The following is a 21,114-nucleotide window of genomic DNA, read 5'->3' on the forward strand; positions in this document are numbered from 1 at the left end:
GCTCCGAATCGGTCGAGCCGCGTCGGCGGCTGGGATGGATCGGCTCTTCACTATCGGATGCTAGCGAGCCGGATGACGTGATGCCTCCGAGCCATCACGTCTCGATACGGCCGCCGAGTTGGTGCACCACGGAATAAAGGTTGGCCACGCCCCAGTGTTCGACGATCCGTCCGTCCCGCACACGCATCGCGTCGACGGTGTCGAACTGGACGACGCGGCCCGTCGGTTCGATGCCGAGGAACGCACCGCGATGCGTTCCGTGGTAGGTCTTGAAGGTAGTCACCACATCGCCATCGACTGTCTGCCAATGAATCTCGGGGTGGAAGTCGGGAAATGCGTCGCGCAACCGCCGATAGAGCACCCGCACGCCTTGCTTGTCAGGGGTCGTTCCCGGTTGTGGAGTGTGGTCCACGAAATCGTCCGCGAACAGCGTCTCCAGTAGCTCGAAGTCGCCCTGTCCCTGTACCTGTTCGGTGTTGCGCCGGACGATCTCCTTGGCCCGCCCACCCGCGTCGTTGTCGCTCATGTGTCTGCTCCCGTTCATAGGCCCCGACTGCGGCCGTCTGCACCATTACAACCGGACTGCGGTCCGGGTATTCCACAAGCTGCCACTCCGCGTGGCACTTCGGGAACTGGTGGACGAATCCTGTCGGTGTCGAGTCTGCAGGTGTGAAGGCCGTATTTCGCGGACAGCGGCGAAGTGAAGGCGTCGAGGTTGAACGAGGGGCGCCGCTGGATGGGGCCAGTCGAACTCCATCAGTCGACGCCTGTGTTCATGCAGACCCTTGAAACGTGGCAAGGCCGACTTGGCGCACCCCAGCAGGCCACTGCAGTGGCTTGCTGGGTGGTCTGTCCGGCCTATTCCAGGCCGAGGCTCTTGAGCGCGTGTGTCATCCGCTGCGGTGTCGCGGGAGTCAACGTCGCCCACAGTGCACCGTCGGTGGAGGTGCTGGGGGTGGCCATGATTCGTCCAAATGCCGTGTCATACACCGCAACTCCGCCGGGTGCACGGTCAGTGATGCCGTCGACCCGACGAATCGCGGTGATCTCCGTCATCGCACCGCGGCGAGCCATTGCCTTCGCGACGGTGACCGCGTCGGCCTTGGTGGCGCCCAGAGACATGAGCTGTCGTGCCATATCCGCAGGCTCGGAGTTCAGGGCCAGCGCCAGCTGCTCGGCGGGTGCGTTGATCGAGCCGAACTTCAGCGGGGTGGCATCCCCGAGATAGCGCCACAGCTCGGCGCCGAGTGAACCGGTCACCGATCGCATGGCCACACCCTCGCCATCATTGACCAGCAGCACGTACGCCTCACCGTGCTCGACCAGGCACAGGCGCAGCATCTGCGATCCCGCCCAGCGGCGCACGGCAACCTGACCGGTGGCCTTGCTGGCAGAGGTCAGCATGTCGCGCAGGGTTGGGTGAAGGTCTTCGCCCTTCAGTAGGTTGCGTTCCTTGAGCCGGGTCCGGGCGCTTTCCAGGGCGTCTCGATGTTCGACTTCGTCTTCGTGGCGGGGACCGGCGGCCAGCACAACCGGCAAGAGGTCGTTGCCGGTGATCTCGCGGGTCAGCTCCAGCTCGTCGAAGTCCAGGCGGACGGTCACAGCTCCGCGCTCGCGCCGAGGACCGGAGGCGCCACTGCTCCCTTGGAGCCGCCGCGCTCGAAGAGCGATGAGGCGTCAACGTTTTCGAAGTCCGGAACCTTGTCGGTACCCGACTTGTTGGTCAGGATGTCCGGCAGTTCGACAGGCTTGCTCTCGTCACCCATGAAGACGCCGGTGGCGCCGATGGCGGTGAGATCCTTGTCGTCCTCGTCTTCATCCTTCTTGTTGACACTGCCGCCGACCTTGATGCCCTTGCCGGCGGAAGCAGCCAGTGCGCCGCCCGCCATCATCCCGGCCATCGGTGCGCCCATACCGCCCATGCCCACACCGGAGCCGCCGACGGCGGCCGGGTTGCCTGCCATGGAGATGGCTGCCGCGCGGGCGCTCTGCACACCAGGTACCGAGTCGGGGCTCAACGGGCTCGGGCCCATCTCCGACAGGCCGACGCCGGCAGCACTGACACCGGTGTTGCCGCTGTTGGCTTCCGACTTCTCTTCGGGGTACTTGATGACTTCCGGAGCCTGCGGGAACTCGACGACCTTGGCCGCGGGCTCGCTGGCCGACTCGTACGTTTCCATGGCCTTAGCTGCCTGAAGGTCCAGGCCCTGCTCCATGCCCTCGGTGGTGGCGTGGAGCCCGAACAGCGCTCCGCCTGCCGACAACGCCTCGGCCTTGGCCTTCTCCAACTGCGCCAGGTCGTTGATGTGCGGCATGTCGAGAACCGCGGTGCCATACGACTCGGCGTAGGTGTTGGAGGTGTCACTGACCTGTTGAGTCAGCCCGGCCATCTTGTCGAGCCAATCGGTGAACGGGTTCAGCTTGGTCAGCGCCTCCTCGGCGCGAGGTCCGCGGTACCCCTCCATCAGCTTCTCGCCGACCCGCGTGCTGTTTTCGTGCACCTCGGCAAACGCGGCACTGATCTCCTGCCAGGCCAGCGCGCTGTCGACGACATGTGTCGGACCTGCACCAGTGGTCAGGTCAAGGGCCAGCTTCTTCGCTTTGCGGGCCACCCAGTTGACGCCAGTGAATCCGGTCATGATCTATTCCCCCACACCATTGATACGGGCGGCGTTGTGGTGCTCGAGGTCCACGAACGCCTGCGAGTTACGCCGGAGTGCTTCGGCGATGCGCTTGAGCTGCTCGATGCCGTCCTTGGCAACCTTCTCGAAGTTCTCGTTGGTCTTCGCCGAGGCGTGCGCCACCGCGGTGGACACCTCGTCGCGGCCCGCCGAGCCGAACTTGGCCGTCTCCAGCTGCTTGTCGAGAGCTTCCTGCAGTCGCTGCGCCATCGCGTCGTACTCGGTGGCGGCATCCTTCATCACATCCGGATCGACCTGCAGAACAGTTCCCGGCTGGTTAGCCAGGTCCCAGCGGATCTCCTCACGCTGGGCGGGCGCCGGTACGTCAGCCATCTTCTGTCCCCTTTCCCCCACTTGTCTCACGTCGTCCTAAGGGCAGTTTTGCCCTTTCACTAGAGATGGACGGCGGATCCCTCTATTTGGTTCCATCATTCTCCAAGATTTTTGGATTTTTTTCCAGCAAACCTCAACCGTCCCTTTAGCCCCAGCCCAGCTGGTGTAATCGGTCGTCGTCGATACCAAAATGGTGGGCAATCTCGTGGATCACTGTGATCGTGACCTCATCGATCACCTGATGTTCGCTGGAACACATTTCCAGCAACGGTTCGCGGTAGATCGTGATGGTGTCCGGCAGTGCCCCTGCATAGAAGCTGTCGCGCTCTGTCAGCGCGATCCCCTCGTACAGCCCGAGTAGCTCGGGATCCTCCGGATGACGATCCTGGACCAGCACCACCACGTTGTCGATGGCGGCGGCGAGCTTCTGCGGCACGGCGTCAAGAGCATCGGACACCAACTCCTCGAACCGTTGCTCGCTCATCTCGACGGGCATCAGACGGCATCCGACATCGGCACGGCTAGGCCGGCCCGGGTGGCGGCGCTCCCGCAGGTGCCTGGCCCGGAGCTGGACCTTCCATGGGCGGACCGTCCATCGGCGGACCCGCGGGCGGCGGTGGCGGACCCGCACCTGGAGGCAGCGTTGTCACGATGGTGATGCCCGGAGGGTTACCGGGGCTCGGCACCGCGGACGACGTCGGCGGCGCCGAGCTCCTTGTCGGTTGCTGAGTCGGCTGTTGAGTCGATTGTTGGGTGGATTGCTGAGTACGCGTCGGCTGCTGTGTATACGTGGGCTGCTGCGTATAAGTGGGTTGCTGAGTCTGGGTCGGCTGCTGAGTGGGAGCCGGTGCCGTGGTGAGTGGGATCGGGGTCAGGTTCAGCCGATCGGCGGGGATGTCCGGCGGCGGTACCGGCGGCTGGCCGTTGATCAACAGCTGCCCGCTCTTGGCGCTGTTGACCAGAGTCGACCACGCACCATTGCCCAGCGTGGAGCCGATATTGCAGCTGACCTGGCGGCTGCCGGCGGTCCAGCTGGGCAAGGTGATCGTGTTATAGGACAGCGTCAGCGTGGTGGCCCGGAATCCGTCGGGATTACCCATGTATTCGTTGGTCAACCGGGTGCAGTTGTCCTTGATGAACACGTCCTGGTCGGGCTCGGGCGGGACCGAACCCGGGAACTGCTCCGCCAGGCTCACCGTTCCGGTGATTTCCATGGAATGAGCCTTGTCGCAGTCCACAGGGAGTTCGGTGGGCAGATTTGTTGTCGAGTCGATGCCCAGGCAGGTGCCGGCCGGCCAGATTTTCGACTGATCCTGCTCGGCTACCTTGCCGTGGAACAGCTGTTGCTGGTTGTCGGCGCCGGGGAGCTGCAGCCCGCACAGCACGCGACGTTCTCCTGCCTCGGTCCAGCCCTTTTCGCCTGGCCACAGCATGCCCATGGTGAATCGGCTGTTGGGGTCGTAGCGATCGCCAAGGTAGCGGTTGATGGCAACCTGGCACTGCTCCTGGCTGATTTCCTGGATGCGTCCGACGGTGGGTGGTCGTGAGTTCGGCCCGTACTCCGTGCCGGGGAATGTGCGTAGGTCGATGGACTCGGCGATTTCGAAACGATGGTCGTTCGCGCAGTCGACGACGTTGACGTCGTTGGTGGAGGCGGGCGCGGGCCAGTTGAGGCACTCACCGGCCTTCGCCGAGTTGAAGGTGCTGTTACCCGGGGCGCCGGTGCTCGGCACCGGGTTGGAATCGATCCTGTTGACCAGGCGATCTGCGGAGGTCCAGCCGTCCGGCAGTGCCTGGGTGATGCCCGCGATGAACAATCCGCCGAAGGTGACGAGGAGCAGCGCACGGTGGGTAGAGCGCTCCTTGAGCCCTTCCTTCAGGCCGGCCCACCAGTGAGGTTTGGCGGACTTAGGGGGTTCGCCCTGGGATTCCCCGGCGACCGGCGCGTCGGCATCCGCGGTGTCGGGATGCTCGCTGGCGGGATGCTCCAGGGCTTCCGTCTGCGGCGCCTCTGCGGCGTCGACGGATTCGGTGGCGGTCTCGGCATCGACCGCAGGTGAGGCGGCAGTCTCCGGCGATTCCGCGGATGGCGTGGCAGAGTCCGGTGACTCGACGTCGGAGTCTCCGGATGTGTCGGTGCCCAGCTCGTCCTTGGCGGATTCTTCCGGGGTGGAGTCGTCCCGCTCGACCTTCGGCGTGGGTTCGGCTTCGTCACTCATACTGCAGTCATTGTTACAGGTGACGGTGTGGGTTAGCCGAGCGATGCTGTCCGCATGCGCCGCTAGATTGAACACTGTGACAACGATGGAACCTGACCGTGACAACCCGGAGGATCAGGCGGGGGAGGCCGAGCATCAGGCCCGTGTTGCCGAGCAGGTCGCGGCGCTCGCCCATGAGCTGTTCGATATGGCCCGAGAGGGCAATGCGTCGACCCTGGCCGCGTACCTGGATTCCGGCGCGCCAGTGGATCTGACGAATGCGGCAGGCGACACCCTCGTCATGCTGGCCGCCTACCACGGGAACACCTCGACGGTGCGTTCGCTGATAGCGCGCGGAGCCGACGTCAACCGCGCCAATGACAAGGGGCAGACTCCGCTGGCAGGAGCGGTGTTCAAGGGCTCCGACGACATCGTCCAGATCCTGGTCAACGCGGGCGCTGATCCCACCGCGGGAACACCCTCCGCGCTCGACGCGGCGCGGATGTTCGGCAAGGACGAGTACCTGAGCCTGTTCGGCGCCTAATGGGTTGGCCGGGGATTCTGGCCCCCACGTAAGGTTCAGCAGGTGATCGACCTGAAATTCCTGCGCGAAAACCCCGACGCGGTGCGTGCCTCGCAGCGTCTCCGGGGCGAGGATCCGGCACTCGTCGAGGTGCTGCTTGACGCCGATACGGCACGACGGGCGGCAATATCAACAGCCGATACGTTGCGTGCCGAACAGAAGACCGCCAGTAAGAAGGTAGGCCAGGCGACGCCCGAGGAGCGCCCGGCGCTGTTGGCAGCCGCCTCCGAACTTGCCGCGCAGGTCAAGGCGGCCGAGGCCGAGCAGGTGGTCACCGATGCCGCGTTCACCGAGGCGCATAAGGCGATCAGCAACGTGGTGATCGACGGTGTCCCCGCCGGAGGCGAGCAGGATTTCGTGCTGCGGGAGTTGGTGGGTGAGCCGACCGCCATCGAGAACCCCAGGGACCATGTGGAATTGGGTGAATCGCTGGGCCTGTTCGACATGGAACGCGGCGCCAAGGTCTCCGGTGCACGGTTCTACTTCCTCACCGGGTACGGCGCGCTGCTACAGCTGGGCTTGCTGCAGTTGGCGGTGCAGACCGCGGTGGCCAACGGGTTCACCCTGCTGATCCCGCCAGTCTTGGTGAAGCCCGAAATCATGGGCGGCACAGGATTTTTGGGTGCACATGCCGACGAGGTGTACCACCTCGAAGAGGACGATCTGTACCTGGTAGGGACCTCGGAGGTGCCCATCGCCGGCTACCACTCTGGTGAGATCCTCGATTTGAACGAAGGTCCGTTGCGTTACGCGGGGTGGTCCAGCTGCTTCCGCCGCGAGGCCGGCAGCTACGGCAAGGACACCCGCGGCATCATCCGGGTGCACCAGTTCGACAAGGTGGAGGCATTCGTCTACTGCAAGCCGGAAGACGCCGAGACCGAGCACGCCAAGATCCTCGGCTGGGAGCGGGAGATGTTGGCTCACATCGACGTGCCGTACCGCGTCATCGATGTTGCGGCAGGCGATTTGGGCTCATCGGCGGCGCGCAAGTTCGATTGCGAGGCGTGGGTGCCGACACAGCAGGCGTACCGTGAGTTGACCTCCACCTCTAACTGCACCACGTTCCAGGCGCGGCGGTTGGCCGTGCGCTACCGCGACGAAAACGGTAAGCCGCAGACCGCTGCCACCCTCAACGGCACCCTGGCCACCACCCGGTGGTTGGTGGCGATCCTCGAGAACCACCAGCAGCCTGATGGCAGCGTCCGCGTGCCCGCGGCGTTGGTGCCCTTCGTCGGAACCGAAGTGCTGGAGCCCAAATGAGCAAGATGTTCGACGTCGAGTTGAACGAACTGCGCAGCTGGTTCGGTTTCGGGGTGGCCGGGAACTTCGCCGGTCATCTCGAACAGGCGGGGGAGTCGGCAGATTTCGTGAACGTCGCCACGGATACCCCCGCCGGGACATCCGCGCCCAAGGGAATCTTTCCCTGGTACGTACCGGGCGACGAGGGATTCCTGGGACAGTTCCCGCTCTCGCAGGACGAGACGGTGCTGCCCGAGAGTGACACGCCGCTGAACCTGCAGATCGAACCCGAGGTGGGCTTGGCATGCCGGGTGCATTGGCGCGGCGACGTCGTCGCCTCGCTGGAGCCGTTTGCGCTGGGCGCCTTCAACGACTGCTCGATCCGTCGGCCCAATGCCCCCAAGATCAGCCACAAGAAGAACTGGGGTGCGGCATCCAAAGGTGTTGCACGACAGTTCTTTGAGATTGGTGACCTGACTCCTGACGGACCTACTGCCACCTTGCGGCTCAACTGCCACCTGCACACCGCCGATGGCCAGGAGCACGAGTATGGCGTCGACAGCCCGTTGCTCGGATACTCGTACTACGGCGAGGTGCTGTTGGACTGGATCACCGAGCGTCTGGACAACCAAAAGGGCTCCCCGGATACGCCATTGGAAGATGTGGGTGCCCTGATGGTGGCCGCGGGGCACCCCGAGCACGTGTTGATCGGTATCGGGGCGACCAGGTACACGGCGCTGGGTGAATCCACATACCTGCAGGCGGGCGATGAGGCTGTGGTGCGGGTGTACGGTACCGGCTCCGACGAGGCGTCCGAGCTGCGACAGCGGGTACGAACGGTCCGCTAGATGGGACATGCGGAGTTGCGCCGCCGGGGGCACGCTAGCGTCGGGGCATGACCGAAGGCGTGACCTCGGATACCTACCGGGAACTTTCTGAAAACGGTGTGCAGAAGCACAATAACCGGATGATCCGGCTGCTCCGTGAGAACGGCGGAAGGCTGCCGGGAGTGCCCGACGACGAGATGCCGGTACTCATCGTGACCATCACCGGCGCGAAGTCGGGGATCGAGCGGCCGACACCCCTGGGGTACTTCGAACATCGGGGCCGCCGGTTCATTGTGGGATCCAATGGCGGACAGGAACGGCCACCGGCATGGATCTTCAACGTGCGCGCCCATCCCGAGGTGATCGTCGAGGTGGTGCCGAACATCTACAACGCTGTTGTGCGCGAGCTGAACTCAGAAGAACGTGACGAGATGTTCCCTGCGCTGGTGGCCAAGCATGCGTTCTTCGGCGACTACCAAACGCGCGTCGACAGGGTCATCCCGATGTTCGAGTTGGTGCCGCGCTAGCCCAGCTTTTTGGACCGCAGCTCGTGACCCTTGGAGGTCAAGCAGCGGCCGGTCTCCAGATTCCAGTCCCACCCGTGCAGGTTGCAGGTGAGGGTTTTTCCTTCTACCACGCCGAATTTCGATAGGTCGGCCTTCAGATGCGGGCAACGGCGCTGGATCTCCCAGCCGTCCAACGTGATCGAGGCACTGTCGTCATGGGCCTCGGCGAACCAGCCGTCGGCGTAGGCGATGCGCTCGTTGGTGAGGCATTTGAAGAAGGTGTAGAGATACTCGTTGTAGCCGCCCACGCGCCAAGCCTTGAAGCGGGTGGACAAGAAGATGGTGTTCACCCAGTCGGGCTCGTCATCGCGGAGCACCGTACGCACCAACTCGGGCGCGATCCCGAAACCGTAGCGGAACTTCTCATTGGGAATCGGTTCACGGACAATGCGTTTCGGAAAGTCGAGGGCCACCGTCTCGTCGCCCATGCGCAGCTCGACGGGATAGCCGATGCCGTCGCAGATTTGATCGGTTTGCGCCATGATCGGTTCGAATTTGGCGCGCAGCGCCCCGAGTAGTGGTTCGCCCTCGGCGGGTGCCCAGGCCGCTTTCTCGGCGGCCAGTACGGGAGCCATTCGCTGGGCGTATTCCTCGATGTAGGCGGCCTTGCCTGCGCCGAAGATGTGTTCGGCCTCCTCGTCGGACACCGGATGTTCCAGCGAATTCAGTTCCGAGCCAGTGAAATCCGCGACCGTACCGGGAATCATCAGCAGGCCCTTGTCATGGCCGTGCTGGCGCATCTGGTCCAGGAACACCAGCTGGTCCGGGAAAATGTTCGCCGGATCGCCATGGTCGTCGTTGAGGTCGCGCAACTCCGCGTCCAGGAAACACGGCGGCCCGGCGGATGGGATCACCCAGGTGGCACCCACCTGCGCGATGTACTGACGGCACCGATCCATTCCGCGCTGTCGCTTCTGGGTGCCGAAGGCCTCCTTGGCGCGGGCCGGCATGTCGTAGACCATCGGGTACCAGATGGCCCCCGAGTACTGCAGCATGTGCACGTCGACATGCCCAAACTCTTGGGCCAGCACATCGAGGTCGACGGGGCGGGCGTCGTTCATATTGAAGCAAGTGGTGGAGCCGTCCGAAATGACGAGGCCGGAGTCACCGATCGGTCCGTCGGCCGGCGCCCGCAGCGCGATGATCATGATGTCCAGATCACCCTTGGGGCCGCTCACTCGATGCTTCACCGAGTCCTCGGTCTCCACGAACGTGTGGAATCCCAGTCCTTCGAGCTCACGCTTCAGATCGGGCACCGGGTAGTCGGGCAGCAGCACCACCGCGTCCTTGTTGACGTGCTCGGTCAGGTTCTTCGGGTCGTAGTGGTCCTTGTGTAGGTGCGATACGTAGAGGTAGTCGCAGTTGCCGAGCCGGTCCCAGTCAAGGGTGCTGTTATCAGGGAACGGAAACCAGGAGGCGAAGTAGGCAGGATTGACCCAGGGGTCGCAAAGGATGCTGCCCGCCGCCGTCTCGATGAAGAATCCGGCGTGGCCGACACTGGTGACTCGCATGGCCCCAGCCTATCGAGCTGCGATTACCGTGCAAAAAGGTGCGTAAGCCGCAGGAAAATACGCCGTAATACCCTTGTATAGAAAACCTACGTAAAATTGCGTGTGTGTCCACCACCGATGGCGTCACTGCCGACGTTCTTACCGTGATCGCGCGGCTCAACCGCTGGGTGTCCAGCCACGCCGAGCTGCCTGTGCCCACCGGGCAGGCGCGGCTTCTCGCGCTCGTCGGCGAGATGGAGGATGCTCGGATCTCCGACCTGGCGCAGGCCGACCACTGCAGCCAGCCCACGATGACGGTGCAGTTGAAGCGGTTGCAGGATGTCGGGTATGTCGAGCGCCGGGTCGACCCAACCGACAAGCGTGCGCAGCGCATCAAGCTGACCGAGGCAGGCCGGGAGGCGCTGGTCGCCATGCGTGCGCAGCGGCAGAGTGTGCTCGATCCGTGGCTGAGCACGTTGCCGACTGGCGAGCAGCGGACTCTCGTCGAGGCCGCGAGGATTCTCGAGGGCCTTACCCGCCGGATGGCCGCACAATCCGGCTAGTCCAGTCGGTTCACTCGGCCTCGAACAAGTGCCGCAGATAGGCGCGTGGGTCGGAAAGAAAACGCTGCCAGTGCCCCACCATCTCCAGGTCGTTCCAATCGGATTGCTGCACACCATCTTCCCCGAACTCCAGGATGGTGGCGCCAGGAAATGCCGCGAGCACGGGGGAGTGGGTGGCCATGATGACCTGAGATCCTGCGGCGACCACGGCGTCGAGCATCGCCATCAGCTGCAGCGACGAGGTGAAGGACAGTGCGGCCTCGGGCTCGTCGAGGATGAACAATCCCCGCTCCATGTCCCGCTCGGCGAGGAAGGCCAGAAACGACTCGCCGTGCGAGCGCTCGTTGAGCCTGCCGTCGAAGATCTGTTCCGGGGTGCGCCCGTCGACGGCTGTGAACAGCTGATGCATTGCTTCGGCACGTAAGAAACATCCTCCGGTGGGTCGGGGATGCTCGGCGTCGAGAGTGAACATCCAGTGCAGGTCGGTGTCTTCACCGCTGGGGCGTGCGCCCCAATGTTTGACCGCGGCGGGCAATTTCCAATGCCACGAGGATGCCAGCGCCTCCAGGAAGGTGGACTTGCCCGAGCCATTCTCGCCGACGATCACGGTGACACCGGCGGTCAAGCGCAGCGGCTGGGTCGCGAGTTGGGCTATCGCGGGAATCTCGAAATACCAAGCATCTGGCTGTTTTTCACGATTGATCGCGATCTGACGCAGGATCACTTCTCGATGGTATCGGGAAGTAGTGTTCTCGAGAATCGGGATCTTGAGTGACAAGCATTCTTAATTGGAGAACGCTGCTATCGTTAGAAACCGTTGGACCTGCGGTTTCTCTTGATTCTACGGTTGAGGCATGACCCTGAAAACACGGCTGACACGCCACTTCGGCATCGAGCATCCGGTGGTCCTCGCGCCCATGGACGACGTCGCCGATGCGCGTCTTGCCAGTGCCGTCAGCGCCGCGGGTGGGCTCGGCCTGCTCGGTGGCGGCTACACAAACGAGGCGTGGGTTCGCCAGCAGTTCGAGCGGGTGACCGCTGCGGTGGGGTGCGGATTCATCACCTGGACCCTGCGGGGAAACGAATACGTCCTGGACCTTGCGCTGCAACAAGATCCCGCCGCGATCTTTTTGTCGTTTGGGGATCCGGCCCCCTACGCACCCCGCATCCGGGCGGCCGGTGTGCCGTTGATCTGCCAGGTGCACAACGTTCAGCAGGCGCTGCGGGCCATTGAGGTGGGCGCCGACGTCATCGCCGCTCAAGGAGGAGAAGCGGGGGGACACGGGGAAGGGCAACGCTCAACGTTCACCCTGGTGCCCGAGATCGCGGACCTTGTCGCCAGTACCGCGCCACAGGTGCTGGTGTTGGCGGCGGGCGGAGTGACCGATGGGCGCGGTTTGGCGGCATCGCTCGCGTTGGGCGCCGACGGTGTGCTGGTCGGGACCCGGTTCTGGGCCGCACAGGAAGCGGCGATCTCCCGGGCGGCCCAGCAATACGCCCTTCAGGTCGATGGCGACGGCACCATCCGCCAGCACGTCTATGACATTGTGCGCGGCAAGGACTGGCCGCGCCCGTACAGCGGCAGGGTGCTGCGCAATGACTTCGTCGAGAAGTGGCACGATCACGAGGCCGAGCTCGCTGAGCATCTCGACCAGGCCCGGTCCGATTACCAGGCGGGTGTGACTGCCGAGGAATACCGCATCGCCAATGTGATTGTCGGCGAAGGCATCGGGCGAGTACGTCATATCGAGAGTGCCGCTGGCATCGTTCATTCCATGGTGGCGCAGGCCGCCGCCATCAACCCGACATATCAAGGAGCCAAGACATGCCACTAGTACGTATCGAGCTGACCTCGGACCGGTCCCGTGCGGAGCAACGCGCCATTGCCGACGCCGTGCACGACGCGTTGGTGGCGGTGTTGAAAATCCCTGCGCGAGACCGATTCCAGATCATCACCGCACACGATGCGGCGGACATCATCGCTGAAGACGCCGGGCTGGGATTTCAGCGGTCGGGCCGGGTGGTGATCGTGCACATCTTCACTCAAGCCGGCAGGTCCACCGAGACCAAGCAGAGGATTTTCGCCGAGGTGGCCAAGAGGCTTGCCGTCGTCGATGTGGACGGCGCCGATCTGTTCGTGGCAATCAGCGAAAACGGGCCGCAGGATTGGTCTTTCGGCTTCGGGGCGGCGCAGTACATCACCGGCGAGCTGGCCGTGCCTGCCGCCGCGAGCGCGTGATTGACTCCAGATATGGAGCTCAGTGACATCACGCATTTTCTCGCGGTCGCCGAGGCCGGGGGTATTTCACATGCCTCGAAGCAACTTCACACCGTGCAGTCGAATGTCAGCAGCCACATCAAGGCGTTGGAAGACGAGCTCGGCGTCGAGTTGTTTCGGCGGCATGCCCGGGGCATGACACTGACCAACGCGGGTGAGGCCTTTCTGCCGTACGCCGAGCGGATCACGGCGCTGCTGAGAGAGGCAACCCAAGTGGTCGGTGACGAGGCCGAACCCACTGGGACGTTGGCGATCGGATCCATGGAAACCACGGCCGGTCTTCGCCTGCCGGGCGTCCTGGCGGCGTACGCGGTGGCCTGCCCGCGGGTGGACTTCACCCTTGCTACCGGCACCACCGCCGAGCTGATCGATATGGTGATAGATCGTCGGCTGGACGGTGGATTTGTGTGCGGACCGGTCGAAAATGATGTGTTGACAACGGATTTAGCTTTCGTGGAAGAACTGGTCCTGGTCACTGCCCAGCGCCACACGGACGTTCGCGATGTCTTCGGTACATCCGCTCGGATGCTCGTCTTTCGCAATGGCTGCTCCTATCGCACCCGGCTGCACGAGATCTTCGTCGACCAGGGCATCGCCGATCCCCAGATTCTTGAGTTCGGCAGCCTCGAAGGAATTTTGGGCTGTGTCGCGGCCGATATGGGTGCCACGCTGCTACCGGTAGGGGTCGTCATGGCCTCGCAGCGTGCCTCGCTGCTGCGTATGCACCCGTTGCCGCCGATGCGGTCCCGCGTGGAAACGGTGTTTGTCCGGCGTGCGGATTCGATTGTTTCTCCGGCGATGTCGCAGTTCCTGCGTCAGCTGCAGCGCGCTGATATGCCGGTCCTGCTGCGGTCGGTGGCGCCGTGATTATTCGTAGCGCCCGTAGCCGGTGATACCCGAATCATCGGCGGCCACGTAGGTCGATAACCCGACTCCCCGGCCCTCGCCGCCGCCGACGGTGGTGAGGGTGCCGTTGTCGTTGATCAGCACGATGTTCACGTGTTGCCCCTTGGGGCTCGGTTTGTCATACAACACCATGTCGCCGGGCTTGGGCGCGTAGCCGGGCGCCTCGTAGCGCCCCTCATCCTTGAGATAGGCGGTTAGCGTCAGCACCCCGGGGATGCGCCAGTGTCCGGAGTTCGGGTTGGCGAACGGCTTGCCCGACGCGCGCATCACCCAGCTGGTGAAGTCGGCGCACCAGGGCTCGTCATTGCCCTCGGAGTACTTCGACATCCCCGCCTGGGTGGCGTACTCCTCCCCGAGGATGCGCACCACGGCGGCTCGCCCCGGGGACAACGCCGAGGTGTCGATGACGGGAAACGCCGGCGTGGCGGTGCGAGAATGGTAAAAGCCGATGGCGCCACCGGCCACAACGACGAGCGTTGCGGCGAGCGCTACCAGCAGCAGAGCTCGGCGGGTCGTAAGACGCATGCGATCTAGATTACGGAAACTCGCCGCCGAACTGCTTCCAGGCAGGATTAGTCTTCGGAGTCCCAAAGACGGCGGTAGTAGGACACGCGGTCGGGGTCCTCGGGTACGCCGTAGGCCTCGAAGAAGGTGGCGTCCCAGCCCCCGCCGTAGTTCCATTCCAGTGACCAGCTGGCGACCGCGAGGTCGGCCCAGCGGTCCGCGACCCCAAGCTCACCGAAATCTACATGCCCGCACCAGTTCCCGTCGTCGTCGAGCAGGGTGTTGGGCGCGCAGGCGTCGCCATGGCATACGACCAGCTGATCGATCGGTGGGTGCGCCGAGAGTCCGGCAGGGTTGGCCACCCGGGCGATGCGGTCGGCCACCGACCAGCTGTACGGGCAATCGCCGACGGGTAGCAGGTCATGCAGCGCGCGCAACCCGGATCCGATGGCGCGCACGGCCGGTTCGGGATCGTCGATCCAGCGCGGCACCACCGCACTATCGCCTGGGATGCCCGCGGTGTGCAGCCAGTGCAGGGGACCGTCGGTGTTGACCGCCAGGACGGCGGGCACCGTCGTGTAGCGGCCCGCCCAGGTGAGCTTCTCGGCCTCGGCGCGCAGGTCAATGGCCGGGTGGGGCGCCGATACCTTCACGAACTCCCGGCCCGGCCCGGTGCCGAGTTGAAAGGTGTGGCCGCCAATTTCGTTGTCCCACACCGGCAGTATGGGACGCCCCGCGGCCAGCTGCGTGGCGACCTCGGGGATGGTCGCCGGCTCGGTCGGAATCGTCACCGTTCCAGTCTGCCCGGCGTCGTCAACCGAATAGAGTGCCGAACGTGAACCTCAATGACTTCCAAGCGCTCTACGACCTGTCGGGGCGCACGGCCATCGTCACCGGCGGCACCCGGGGAATCGGGTACGCGATTGCCGAGGCCCTCGGCGCCTGCGGGGCGTCGGTGGTGGTGTCGAGCCGGAAGGCCGAGGCCTGCACGGCCGCGGCGAAGGAGCTGCACGACAAGGGGTATCGAGTGCTGGGCGTGCCCGCCCACATGGGTGACCTCGGCGATATCGACGGCCTGGTGGCCGCCACGGTCGACGAGTACGGCGGCGTGGACATCGTGGTCAATGCGGCCGCCAACCCGGTGGCGCAGCCCATGGGCAGCTACACACCCGAGGCGCTGGGCAAGTCGTTCGACGTCAACGTGCGCGGACCCGTGTTCCTGGTGCAGGCCGCGCTGCCGCATCTGACCGCCAGCGAGCACGCTTCGGTGCTCAACGTGGTGTCGGTGGCGGCATTCCAGTACGTGCCGATGCTGTCGATGTACGCCGCGATGAAGGCCACGCTGATGTCCTTCACCCGGTCGATGGCGGCCGAATACACCGGTCGTGGCATCCGGGTGAACGCGCTGGCCCCCGGCACCGTCGATACCTACATGCTGCAGCAGAACCCGCAGGAGGTCATCGACGCGATGGCTGCGCAGTCCTTCATGGGCCGCGTGGCGCACACCGACGAGATGATCGGTCCCGCGCTGCTGCTGTTGTCGGACGCGGGTTCATTCATCACCGGCCAGGTGATCGTCGCCGATGGCGGCGGCGGGGTGCAGCGCTAGCCGGGTATCGAGTGTGCAAGCCGGACCGCCAGCGCTAGGCTCGTCACGTGGAGCCTGTTTATGGAACGGTGATCGGGCTTGCCCGCACCGTCTGGGCCATTCAGGGCCTGAAGTTCACCGTCACCGGTGTCGAGAACCTGCCGACCGAGGGCGGGGCGGTGGTGGCGATCAACCACACCGGATACATGGATTTCACCTTCGCCGGGCTGCCGGCGTTCCTTCAGAAGAAGGGACGCAAGGTGCGCTTCATGGCGAAGAAGGAAACCTTCGACAACAAGATCACCGGCCCCATCATGCGAGGCTGCAGGCACATCTCGGTGGACCGCGTCGACGGCGCGGCGTCCTATACCGAGGCGGTCGAGAAGCTCAAGGCGGGTGAACTCGTCGGGGTGTACCCGGAGGCCACCATCAGCCGCAGCTTCGAGATCAAGGAATTCAAGTCGGGGGCCGCGCGGATGGCCATTGAGGCCGGAGTGCCGATCGTCCCGCACATCATCTGGGGCGCGCAGCGCATCTGGACCAAGGGGCATCCGAAGAATCTCGGCCGCACCAACACCCCGATCTCGATTGCCGTGGGTCCGCCGATCCAGCCAACGCTGCCGGTTTCGGAGCTCACCGCGCTGCTGCACGCACGCATGCAGCACCTGCTGCTGGAGGTGCAGGACGACTACGGCCAGCACCCGGCCGGGGAGTACTGGGTGCCGCATCGGTTGGGTGGGTCGGCGCCAACGCTGGCCGAGGCCGCCCAATGGGATGCCCAGGACGCTGCCGAGCGCAAGGCACAACGCGCCGCTCGCGAAGCAGAAAAGCAGGCCCAGAAGGATGGGGCACAGAAAGAAAGCTAGATGGAACCGGTTTACCGACTCCTCGAAATTACGGCCAACACGGCGGTCTTCCTCACCGGGGCCAAGATCAGATATCGGGGCCTGGAGCAGGTTCCATCCAGCGGTGGTGCGGTCATCGCGATCAACCACACCAGTTACGTCGACTTTCTCCCCGCGGGCCTGGCGACCGTGCGCGCAGGACGGCGACTGAGATTCATGCTCAAGGCAGAAATGCAGGAAGTGCCCATCATGAACTTCCTGATCAAACACGCCAAGGCGATCCCGGTGGACCGCGGCGCGGGTCACGGCGCCTACCAGGCTGCGGTGGACAGCCTGCGCAGCGGTGAGATCGTCGGGGTGTATCCAGAGGCGACCATCAGCCGCAGCTTCGAACTCAAGGAGTTCAAGAGTGGCGCAGCGCGGATGGCCCACGAGGCCGCGGTGCCGATCGTTCCGCTCATTGTCTGGGGCGCGCAGCGCATCTGGACCAAAGATCATCCAAAAGACTTGAGGTACAGCAGGATACCGGTGAGCGTTGCCGTGGGTGCGCCCCTGGACGCCGCGCCGGACTTTGAGCGCACCACCGCGGAATTGCACGATGCCATGGAGCAGTTGCTGATCCAGGCGCAGCAGGACTATCCCGGTGAACCCGGTGCATACTGGTTACCGAGGCGTCTGGGTGGCAGCGCTCCCACACTGGAGGAGGCAGCGGTGCTTGAGGAAGCGGAACTGGCCGAACGCGCGCGTAAGAAGGCCCAGAAAAAGACAGATCCGGGGCGCGCGTGACTCCTCCGGTCCTTATCGCGTCCGACGTGGATGGGACGCTTATCGATTCTGACGAGGTCCTGTCCGCGCGCACCCGTGCGGTCATTACCGCAGCGGTCGAGTCGGGCACCACGTTCGTGCTTGCCACCGGGCGTCCACCCCGCTGGATCACCCCGATCGTCGATGCTCTTGGTTTTGCGCCGATCTCTGTGTGCGCCAACGGGTCTGTTTTGTATGACGCCGCCAATGATCGGATCATCTCGGCCGCCACGCTCGGGCCGGCTGAGCTGGCGGTCCTCGCCGAGGTGGCGCAGGCGGCCATTCCGGGGGTAGGCCTGGCGGTGGAGCGCGTCGGCCGCAGCGCACATGATGCCGCCACTCCACAGTTCGTCAGCTCGCCCGGCTACGAGCACGCCTGGCTGAACCCCGACAATACCGAGGTGTCCTTGGAGGACCTGCTGAGTTTTCCGGCGGTGAAGTTGTTGGTGCGCAAGGCTGGAGCACGAAGCTCGGAGATGGCAGAGGTACTGGCGCCCTTGGTGACCGAGGCGGGCGCGGCGATCACCTACTCCACCGACAACGGGCTCATCGAGGTGATGCCCACCGGGATCAGCAAGGCCAGTGGAATCGCGGTGGTAGCGGAACAGGCTGGGGTGCAGCCGGAATCAACCATCGCCTTTGGCGATATGCCCAATGACGTGGCGATGCTGCGCTGGGCCGGTCACGGGGTGGCGATGGGTAACGCGCACCTCGAGGCACGTGCCGCCGCCAACGAGGTGACCGCCACCAACGACGACGACGGGGTGGCGAAGGTACTCGAACGCTGGTGGGGTTGAGACAGTTACGGCCTCACGCTTGCCCGCTGTCTCGTTAGGCGGCGGGCGCGAACTGCTCGACAGGCGGCGGTGGCGGCGGCGGAGCCGGCGCGGGGGGCGGCGGTGCGGCAGGGGCGGCGGGGGCTGAGAACTGTTCGGGCAGAGCGTTCTGTGCCACCGGTGCCACCCCGAGAATCTCGCGGGTCTCGCCGTTGATCACACTCGATACCCGGCCGCTGGCCCGGTCATAGATCAGCGAACCGTTCTGGAAGTTCTGCACGATGATGTTCGGCTCGCCGATCTCATCGCTCATCGGGAGTCCCAACGGCCCACGCTCGAAATTGGTTTCGGCCCAGGCGTGGTAGATCGCACCGATGACGGGGTGGGTTCCGGTGCCGGGCGAGAAGTACATCGCGCCGTTGCGGAAAGTGGCGAAGCGGGCATCCCCGGCAGCCTGTTGTTCGACGGATGTTGGCGCGCCAAGGTCACTTTCGGTGCTGCCGAGCCGCATCCAGGTGTCGTAGATGGCGCCGCCGCGAATGGAATCCACCAGATCGGGGGGCTCGCCATTGGCCGCGCCTGCGGCAATATCACGCAGCCGGGGCATCAATCGGTAGGCGGCCTCACCGGGGCATTCGGTGTTGCCGACGTCGCGGTGCGTGAAAATCGTTGGCAGCGTGACGACTTTGCCGCCGGGCACGGTGGTGAAGGGTCCACCCTCGGAGGCCAGGTCCACCTGTCCGCGCGGGTCCACCCCAGCCAGTCGCAAGCGCCAGCCCAGCATGCGACCGGCGGCCTGCAACATCGCGGGTGAGGGTTCGTCGCGGGTGAAGTCGCCGATCAGTGCGAGTCCCCAGCTGTGCTCGTTGAATCCGCCGGTGTGTGCGCCCTGCACGTTATTGGTGATACCGCCGAAGCGGCCCTCGAAGATCTGTCCGTACTTGTCCACCAGGACGTTGTAGGCGATGTCGCACCACTTGAGCGTTTTGGTGTGATAGGCGTAGATCGCCCGGATGATCGCGGCGGAATCGTAGGGCGAGTAGTTGTTGCTCCCGGCGGTGTGGTGGACCACGCCCGCGCGCACATCCCTGTTGTAAACCGGTGGGCAGCGGTCCGATTCGTTGGCGCCCCATTGGGCGCGGGTGATGATTCGTGGGCCCGCTTGGGGCAGTGCCACCGGCGCAGACCAACGCTCCTCGAACCGTGCCCCGTCGGCCGGTGCCAGTTTGGGGCTGATGAGGATGGCGTCGAGCCCGGTGGTCAGCGGCTGTTCGATGCTCGCGGGCCGGTAACCCAAGCCGGTGTCCGCCGGTGCCCGGCCGTTATCGGCTTTGGGCGACTTCACGTTCTTGCCGTACTTCGGCTGCACCGCGACCTGGGCGGAATAGGTGGAGCCGACGAACACGGGTTCCGTCGCGGCGGGGATCGCCTTGTTCTGGGCCACCGGATCGCCCGATTCCACGGGGTCGAGCTCGTACCACTGCCCCCAGCTGCCGTCGGTCTGCTGTGCGCGCACGGAGAGGTCGACGGCGCCGAGGTCTGCGCCGCGGACGGCGATGAGGCTGAAAGAGTCGGCCTGGTGGATGTCGTGCACGGTGGCCGGGGTGCTCGGGCCGGGGATTCCGACGTCGGAGGTCAGGACGTCATGGGTCGCGGCGTTCTGCAGGGACTGCGAGGTGATGGCAGTCTCTTCGGCTTTGTCGGACTTGATGTGATCGATGACGCTGACGGTCATCACCGTCGCGGTCGCGGCAACGGCCATCGCAAGCTGCCGTCTCATCGGCATCTTGCTGACTCGTATGGGCACGTCGTCTCTCCTGGATCACACCGGACGTGCCGCACGGAGCGACACAACCACCAGGGATGTTACGTATGGGACAAATGTGACTAGTGATTCGACACGCGCCAAATGCCGATCTTGGTGTTTGACACGTTGATCACACGCAACGACACCGCAGAGCCTCTGTGCCCTGCGGTGCCGTTTCGCTACCTAGCTTGTTGTCTGACCTAGCCGGCCGGCGGAGCCGCCGCGGAGGCGGCAGCCGGGATGGCGCCCTTGATCAGGTCAACCGCCTGGGTGATTCCCAGCTGGTTGACGGCTCCCATCGCGTCGCTGATCAGGCTGCTGCCGCCGCCCAATCCACTGCCGCCACCGAGGCCGCTGGGCGAACCGAGGCCCGCCAGCGAGGGATCGGCCAGTGCCGGGTTGGTCAGGCCGGTGCCCAGTGCGGGGTTCGTCGCGGTCGGGACTCCGCCCGCGGGGGAGGTGAGCCCCGCGGCCGGATCGGTCAGCGCCGGGTTCACGCCCGTCGCGCCGGTGCCCGCGGCGGGAGTCAGTCCCGGGGTGCTGGCGGGAGCGGCCGGGTTGGTGAGACCGGGGTTGGTCAGCGCCGGGTCGGTAAGACTCGGTGTGGTGGCCCCACCCGGGCTGGTGAGGCCCGGGCTGGTCAGTGCGGGGTTCGTCAGTGACGACGACGGGCTGGTCAGGCCGCCCGGCGTGGTGAGGCCACCGGGGGCGAGCGCAGGGTTGGCGCCGCCGAGGCTGCCGAGTCCGCCACCGCCCAGACCGGGGATGTTGAGACCGGACAGCCCGGGGATCTGCACGCCGAACTGCGATGTCATCTGTTGAACTGCACCCATGAGCTCACCGGGCAGGTCCGACACGATCGCGGCCTGTACGAATTCATGCTGTACGGGTGCGGGCGCGGCTGCCTGGGTCATGTTGGTCGCGAGGGCAATGGCAAACGGACTTGCAACGGCCAGCGCGGCGACCGAGCTCAAGGCTGTCGAAAGCCGGCGGCGGCGACTGTTAGGCACGGAAGTCTCCTCAATATCGGGTCGATCACTTATGTTGTTCTGCGGTTTTGCGTGTGCTGTCGCAGGTTTTCCCGCGAGTGTCGGATCGGTGGATCGGCACCGGAACCGACGTATTC

The 21,114-nt window shown here is 64.8% G+C and carries 24 protein-coding genes; 12 read left to right on the plus strand and 12 right to left on the minus strand.

Annotated elements, in window-relative coordinates; translation table 11 throughout:
- Positions 1 to 94: 94 nt before the first annotated feature.
- The 6 genes from B4393_RS21200 to B4393_RS21225 all read right to left on the minus strand — a co-directional run bounded on the left by B4393_RS21200 (position 95) and on the right by B4393_RS21225 (position 5,233).
- A complete protein-coding gene (locus B4393_RS21200; protein ID WP_078335761.1) occupies positions 95 to 526 on the minus strand; it encodes an ester cyclase in 432 nt (143 codons plus the stop codon).
- Between the two features lie 332 nt (positions 527 to 858).
- Positions 859 to 1,602 carry an ESX secretion-associated protein EspG gene (locus B4393_RS21205; RefSeq protein ID WP_070937561.1) on the minus strand — a complete coding sequence of 248 codons (744 nt, stop codon included), beginning with the start codon at positions 1,600 to 1,602 and terminating at the stop codon, positions 859 to 861.
- Positions 1,599 to 2,639: a PPE domain-containing protein gene (locus B4393_RS21210; RefSeq protein WP_078335762.1), complete on the minus strand. Its 1,041-nt coding sequence runs from the start codon at positions 2,637 to 2,639 to the stop codon at positions 1,599 to 1,601. The genes B4393_RS21205 and B4393_RS21210 overlap by 4 nt, the downstream gene beginning before the upstream one ends.
- A gap of 3 nt (positions 2,640 to 2,642) precedes the next feature.
- Positions 2,643 to 3,014: a PE family protein gene (locus B4393_RS21215; protein ID WP_070937559.1), complete on the minus strand. Its 372-nt coding sequence runs from the start codon at positions 3,012 to 3,014 to the stop codon at positions 2,643 to 2,645.
- 145 nt (positions 3,015 to 3,159) lie between these two features.
- On the minus strand, positions 3,160 to 3,510 hold the full coding sequence (locus B4393_RS21220) for a metallopeptidase family protein (RefSeq protein WP_078335763.1): 351 nt from the start codon (positions 3,508 to 3,510) through the stop codon (positions 3,160 to 3,162).
- A 25-nt stretch (positions 3,511 to 3,535) separates the two neighbouring features.
- A complete protein-coding gene (locus B4393_RS21225) occupies positions 3,536 to 5,233 on the minus strand; it encodes a septum formation family protein (protein WP_078335764.1) in 1,698 nt (565 codons plus the stop codon).
- Between the two features lie 85 nt (positions 5,234 to 5,318).
- Between B4393_RS21225 and B4393_RS21230 the strand changes: the two genes are divergently transcribed.
- From B4393_RS21230 to B4393_RS21245, 4 genes are read left to right on the plus strand one after another with little or no spacing between them, the layout of a single operon-like run.
- Positions 5,319 to 5,756 carry an ankyrin repeat domain-containing protein gene (locus tag B4393_RS21230; protein WP_070937556.1) on the plus strand — a complete coding sequence of 146 codons (438 nt, stop codon included), beginning with the start codon at positions 5,319 to 5,321 and terminating at the stop codon, positions 5,754 to 5,756.
- Between the two features lie 42 nt (positions 5,757 to 5,798).
- Positions 5,799 to 7,055, plus strand: a complete 1,257-nt coding sequence (gene serS / locus B4393_RS21235; RefSeq protein WP_078335765.1) for a serine--tRNA ligase — start codon at positions 5,799 to 5,801, stop codon at positions 7,053 to 7,055.
- 5 nt (positions 7,056 to 7,060) lie between these two features.
- On the plus strand, positions 7,061 to 7,882 hold the full coding sequence (locus B4393_RS21240) for a DUF5718 family protein (RefSeq protein WP_078335815.1): 822 nt from the start codon (positions 7,061 to 7,063) through the stop codon (positions 7,880 to 7,882).
- Between the two features lie 47 nt (positions 7,883 to 7,929).
- Positions 7,930 to 8,388 (plus strand): nitroreductase family deazaflavin-dependent oxidoreductase, encoded by a 459-nt coding sequence (locus B4393_RS21245; protein ID WP_078335766.1) that lies wholly within the window; start codon positions 7,930 to 7,932, stop codon positions 8,386 to 8,388.
- Here B4393_RS21245 and B4393_RS21250 read toward each other — a convergent pair.
- Positions 8,385 to 9,938, minus strand: a complete 1,554-nt coding sequence (locus tag B4393_RS21250; RefSeq protein ID WP_070937553.1) for an MBL fold metallo-hydrolase — start codon at positions 9,936 to 9,938, stop codon at positions 8,385 to 8,387. The genes B4393_RS21245 and B4393_RS21250 overlap by 4 nt on opposite strands.
- A 104-nt stretch (positions 9,939 to 10,042) precedes the next feature.
- Here B4393_RS21250 and B4393_RS21255 point away from each other — a divergent pair, with 104 nt between their 5' ends.
- On the plus strand, positions 10,043 to 10,480 hold the full coding sequence (locus B4393_RS21255) for a MarR family winged helix-turn-helix transcriptional regulator (RefSeq protein ID WP_078335767.1): 438 nt from the start codon (positions 10,043 to 10,045) through the stop codon (positions 10,478 to 10,480).
- A 10-nt stretch (positions 10,481 to 10,490) separates the two neighbouring features.
- Here the strand turns inward: B4393_RS21255 and B4393_RS21260 are convergent, their stop codons facing one another.
- Positions 10,491 to 11,204: an AAA family ATPase gene (locus B4393_RS21260; protein WP_078335768.1), complete on the minus strand. Its 714-nt coding sequence runs from the start codon at positions 11,202 to 11,204 to the stop codon at positions 10,491 to 10,493.
- Positions 11,205 to 11,334: 130 nt separating this feature from the next.
- Between B4393_RS21260 and B4393_RS21265 the strand changes: the two genes are divergently transcribed.
- Genes B4393_RS21265 through B4393_RS21275 form a run of 3 tightly spaced genes read left to right on the plus strand, consistent with a single transcriptional unit; the run spans position 11,335 to position 13,625 of the window.
- Complete coding sequence (locus tag B4393_RS21265) at positions 11,335 to 12,315, plus strand: NAD(P)H-dependent flavin oxidoreductase (protein WP_078335769.1); 981 nt, start codon at positions 11,335 to 11,337, stop codon at positions 12,313 to 12,315.
- The gene (locus tag B4393_RS21270) at positions 12,306 to 12,719 is read left to right on the plus strand and encodes a tautomerase family protein (protein WP_078335770.1); all 414 of its coding nucleotides are present in this window, start codon (positions 12,306 to 12,308) and stop codon (positions 12,717 to 12,719) included. Before B4393_RS21265 ends, B4393_RS21270 begins: the two co-directional genes overlap by 10 nt.
- A 12-nt stretch (positions 12,720 to 12,731) precedes the next feature.
- Positions 12,732 to 13,625 carry a LysR substrate-binding domain-containing protein gene (locus B4393_RS21275; RefSeq protein ID WP_078335771.1) on the plus strand — a complete coding sequence of 298 codons (894 nt, stop codon included), beginning with the start codon at positions 12,732 to 12,734 and terminating at the stop codon, positions 13,623 to 13,625.
- Here the strand turns inward: B4393_RS21275 and B4393_RS21280 are convergent, their stop codons facing one another.
- Positions 13,626 to 14,189: a CHAP domain-containing protein gene (locus B4393_RS21280; protein WP_078335772.1), complete on the minus strand. Its 564-nt coding sequence runs from the start codon at positions 14,187 to 14,189 to the stop codon at positions 13,626 to 13,628. It abuts the gene before it with no gap.
- Positions 14,190 to 14,236: 47 nt separating this feature from the next.
- Entirely contained in the window at positions 14,237 to 14,959 is a 723-nt protein-coding gene (locus B4393_RS21285) for an aminoglycoside 3'-phosphotransferase (RefSeq protein ID WP_078335773.1), read from the minus strand.
- 44 nt (positions 14,960 to 15,003) lie between these two features.
- Between B4393_RS21285 and B4393_RS21290 the strand changes: the two genes are divergently transcribed.
- The 4 genes from B4393_RS21290 to B4393_RS21305 are packed head-to-tail and all read left to right on the plus strand — an operon-like array spanning position 15,004 to position 18,202.
- Complete coding sequence (locus B4393_RS21290) at positions 15,004 to 15,777, plus strand: SDR family NAD(P)-dependent oxidoreductase (protein ID WP_078335816.1); 774 nt, start codon at positions 15,004 to 15,006, stop codon at positions 15,775 to 15,777.
- Positions 15,778 to 15,824: 47 nt separating this feature from the next.
- A complete protein-coding gene (locus B4393_RS21295; RefSeq protein ID WP_078335774.1) occupies positions 15,825 to 16,622 on the plus strand; it encodes a lysophospholipid acyltransferase family protein in 798 nt (265 codons plus the stop codon).
- Positions 16,623 to 17,387, plus strand: coding sequence for a lysophospholipid acyltransferase family protein (locus B4393_RS21300; RefSeq protein WP_078335775.1), 765 nt, complete (start codon positions 16,623 to 16,625; stop codon positions 17,385 to 17,387). It abuts the gene before it with no gap.
- Positions 17,384 to 18,202 carry an HAD family hydrolase gene (locus B4393_RS21305; protein ID WP_078335776.1) on the plus strand — a complete coding sequence of 273 codons (819 nt, stop codon included), beginning with the start codon at positions 17,384 to 17,386 and terminating at the stop codon, positions 18,200 to 18,202. Before B4393_RS21300 ends, B4393_RS21305 begins: the two co-directional genes overlap by 4 nt.
- A 34-nt stretch (positions 18,203 to 18,236) precedes the next feature.
- On the opposite strand, the gene B4393_RS21310 is transcribed toward B4393_RS21305, so the two are convergent.
- Entirely contained in the window at positions 18,237 to 19,988 is a 1,752-nt protein-coding gene (locus tag B4393_RS21310; protein WP_078335777.1) for an N-acetylmuramoyl-L-alanine amidase, read from the minus strand.
- Between the two features lie 200 nt (positions 19,989 to 20,188).
- Positions 20,189 to 20,998, minus strand: coding sequence for a hypothetical protein (locus B4393_RS21315; RefSeq protein ID WP_078335778.1), 810 nt, complete (start codon positions 20,996 to 20,998; stop codon positions 20,189 to 20,191).
- Positions 20,999 to 21,114: the final 116 nt, after the last annotated feature.

Source organism: Mycobacteroides franklinii (genome assembly GCF_002013895.1).
GTDB classification, from domain to species: Bacteria; Actinomycetota; Actinomycetes; order Mycobacteriales; family Mycobacteriaceae; genus Mycobacterium; species Mycobacterium franklinii.

Excerpts from the sequence above, each read along its gene's own strand:
- B4393_RS21245 (WP_078335766.1), top strand. The coding sequence starts at position 7,930 with ATGACCGAAGGCGTGACCTCGGATACCTACCGGGAACTTTCTGAAAAC.
- B4393_RS21210 (WP_078335762.1), bottom strand. The coding sequence starts at position 2,639 with ATGACCGGATTCACTGGCGTCAACTGGGTGGCCCGCAAAGCGAAGAAG.
- B4393_RS21280 (WP_078335772.1), bottom strand. The coding sequence starts at position 14,189 with ATGCGTCTTACGACCCGCCGAGCTCTGCTGCTGGTAGCGCTCGCCGCA.
- B4393_RS21270 (WP_078335770.1), top strand. The coding sequence starts at position 12,306 with ATGCCACTAGTACGTATCGAGCTGACCTCGGACCGGTCCCGTGCGGAG.
- B4393_RS21215 (WP_070937559.1), bottom strand. The coding sequence starts at position 3,014 with ATGGCTGACGTACCGGCGCCCGCCCAGCGTGAGGAGATCCGCTGGGAC.
- B4393_RS21225 (WP_078335764.1), bottom strand. The coding sequence starts at position 5,233 with ATGAGTGACGAAGCCGAACCCACGCCGAAGGTCGAGCGGGACGACTCC.
- B4393_RS21200 (WP_078335761.1), bottom strand. The coding sequence starts at position 526 with ATGAGCGACAACGACGCGGGTGGGCGGGCCAAGGAGATCGTCCGGCGC.
- B4393_RS21220 (WP_078335763.1), bottom strand. The coding sequence starts at position 3,510 with ATGCCCGTCGAGATGAGCGAGCAACGGTTCGAGGAGTTGGTGTCCGAT.
- B4393_RS21275 (WP_078335771.1), top strand. The coding sequence starts at position 12,732 with ATGGAGCTCAGTGACATCACGCATTTTCTCGCGGTCGCCGAGGCCGGG.
- B4393_RS21250 (WP_070937553.1), bottom strand. The coding sequence starts at position 9,938 with ATGCGAGTCACCAGTGTCGGCCACGCCGGATTCTTCATCGAGACGGCG.
- B4393_RS21240 (WP_078335815.1), top strand. The coding sequence starts at position 7,061 with ATGTTCGACGTCGAGTTGAACGAACTGCGCAGCTGGTTCGGTTTCGGG.
- B4393_RS21230 (WP_070937556.1), top strand. The coding sequence starts at position 5,319 with ATGGAACCTGACCGTGACAACCCGGAGGATCAGGCGGGGGAGGCCGAG.
- B4393_RS21300 (WP_078335775.1), top strand. The coding sequence starts at position 16,623 with ATGGAACCGGTTTACCGACTCCTCGAAATTACGGCCAACACGGCGGTC.
- B4393_RS21265 (WP_078335769.1), top strand. The coding sequence starts at position 11,335 with ATGACCCTGAAAACACGGCTGACACGCCACTTCGGCATCGAGCATCCG.